This is a genomic window from Nonomuraea cypriaca (assembly GCF_015645445.1).
GTDB classification, from domain to species: domain Bacteria; phylum Actinomycetota; class Actinomycetes; order Streptosporangiales; family Streptosporangiaceae; genus Nonomuraea; species Nonomuraea cypriaca.
In genome coordinates this window covers 1-2,063 of record NZ_JADOGI010000479.1, presented here as the reverse complement: position 1 = coordinate 2,063, position 2,063 = coordinate 1, and the positions used below count along the sequence as shown (strand labels likewise).

The 2,063-nt window shown below is 72.9% G+C and carries 3 protein-coding genes; 2 read left to right on the top strand and 1 reads right to left on the bottom strand.

Going from position 1 to position 2,063, the window contains the following annotated elements; all coding sequences use genetic code 11:
- Both ITP53_RS55015 and ITP53_RS55010 read left to right on the top strand, forming a co-directional pair.
- The coding region (locus tag ITP53_RS55015) for a PucR family transcriptional regulator (RefSeq protein ID WP_195903425.1) at positions 1-483 on the top strand (483 nt) is incomplete at its 5' end.
- Positions 484-537: 54 nt separating this feature from the next.
- Positions 538-1,389: a metallophosphoesterase family protein gene (locus ITP53_RS55010; protein WP_207757760.1), complete on the top strand. Its 852-nt coding sequence runs from the start codon at positions 538-540 to the stop codon at positions 1,387-1,389.
- A 12-nt stretch (positions 1,390-1,401) separates the two neighbouring features.
- Here ITP53_RS55010 and ITP53_RS55005 read toward each other — a convergent pair.
- Positions 1,402-2,063 (bottom strand): xanthine dehydrogenase family protein molybdopterin-binding subunit (locus ITP53_RS55005; protein WP_195903424.1); only part of this gene is annotated, 662 nt, incomplete at its 5' end.

The window sequence follows — 2,063 nt, the reverse complement described above, 5'->3', positions numbered from 1 at the left end:
GGGTGGGCGGGATGGTCGGCGCTCGGCCCCGGCGAGCTGGCCGGACGCCTCAGCCGCTGCCTGCAGATGATGCCGTGGACGTGCGCCGCCGGGGTGGGCGCTCAGGTGGAGGGCCTGGAACAGGTGGGGGAGTCGCTGCTGGGCGCGGAGGCGGCGGCGTTCGTGGCCGAGCCGGACATGGTCGCCCGCGCCGACCGGATGGGCCCGGCCGACCTGCTGGGCGCCCTCCCCACAGGTGTCCTGCGCACCCCGGCCGCGGTCGTGCTGGGGCCGTTGCTGGCGATCGACAAGGACGGCACCCTGCTGGAGACGCTGGCCGCCGTCCTGGACGAGGGCGGCGCGCTGAAGGCGGCGGAGCGGCTCGGCGTGCACCGCAACACCGTCACCACCCGCCTGGACCGGATCAAGGCGGTGGGCTTCGACCTGGACGACGCCTCCACCCGCCTGGCACTCCAGCTCGCCTGTCATGTACTGCCCCGCTGAGCCTTCCCGTGGCATGCTCGTACCACCAGAAAGAGGCCAGAGGGAGGCACGCCCTTGACGGAGGACGACCAGGAGCCGGCGGGCGAGAGCAGCCTGCTGGCGGTCAGCGACCTGCACGTCGGCTACCAGGAGAACCGGGCCATCGTGGAGGAGCTGAAGCCGGCTACGCCGGGCGACTGGCTGCTGGTCGCGGGGGACGTCGGGGAGCGGCTGGCGGACATCGAGTGGGCGTTGCGGCTGCTGGCCGCCCGCTTCGAGCGGGTGATCTGGGTGCCGGGCAACCACGAGCTGTGGACCCCGCCGGCCGATCCGCAGGAACTGCGGGGGGTCGCCCGCTACGACCACCTGGTGCGCCTGTGCCGCAGCCTCGGGATCGGCAACCCCGAGGACGCCTACCCGGTGTGGGAGGGCGCGGGCGGCCCGGTCCGGATCGTGCCGCTGTTCCTCCTGTACGACTACACGTTCCTGCCGCCCGGCCACCACACCAAGGAGAGCGCACTCGAGTACGCGCACGGCACCGGCGTGGTCTGCACGGACGAGTACCTGCTGCATCCTGACCCGTACCCGAGCCGCGAGGCGTGGTGCCGGGACCGGGTCGAGCTGACCGAGGCCCGGCTGGCGGAGCTGGACGACGTGCCGCTGGTCTTCGTCAACCACTACCCGCTCGTACGCGAGCCGACGGACATCCTGTGGTACCCCGAGTTCGCGCAGTGGTGCGGCACGACGGCCACGAGGCAGTGGCACCGCCGCCACCGTACGGCCGCCATGATCTACGGACACCTCCACATTCCGCGCGTCACCTGGTACGACGGTGTCCGCTTCGAGGAGGTGTCGCTCGGCTACCCACGCGAGTGGAAACGCCGGTCGGGCACCAGGCGGCTACTGCGCGAGGTCCTCCCCCAGTAAGCCCATCGGCCGCTACGCAGACGTCCGGCGGTCGTGTGCGGCCGCCGCCGCCCATACCGCCGCAGGGGTGAGTGGCATGTCGATGTGGTCGATGTCCAGAGCGTCGCAGACGGCGTTGACCACGGCGGGTGGGATGCCGATGCAGCCGGCCTCGCCCGCGCCCTTGGCGCCCAGAGGCGTGTTGGGGTTCGGCGTGACGGTCTCCAGCAGAGTCACCGGCGGCATGTCGGCCGCGGTGGGCAGGAGGTAGTCGAGCAGGGTCGACGCGTACGGCATGCCGTCGAACCCGATGACCGCCTGCTCGTACAGGGCCTGGCCGAGGCCCTGGGCGATCGAGCCGCGGCCCTGGCCGTCGACGATCATGGGATTGACGACCACCCCGTAGTCGTCCACCGCCACCAGCCGCCGCACGTGCACGGAGCCGAGCTCCCGGTCGACCTCCACGACCGCGATGTGCGCGCCGTACGGGAAGGCCTGCGGCGGGGCGAAGATCTCGTCGGCGCGCAGCGGCCCGGTGCGGGCGACCAACTCCCCGAGCATCAGCCCGGCGGGCGAAGGCCCATCCTCGAGGCCAGGGCCGGTCGCGGTGCCGTCCTGGCGCCCGGATCCGGTCTCGGTGCCACCCCGGAGGCCGGGCTCGGCCGGGGGGACCTCCTGGGGGCCGGGTCCGGTCG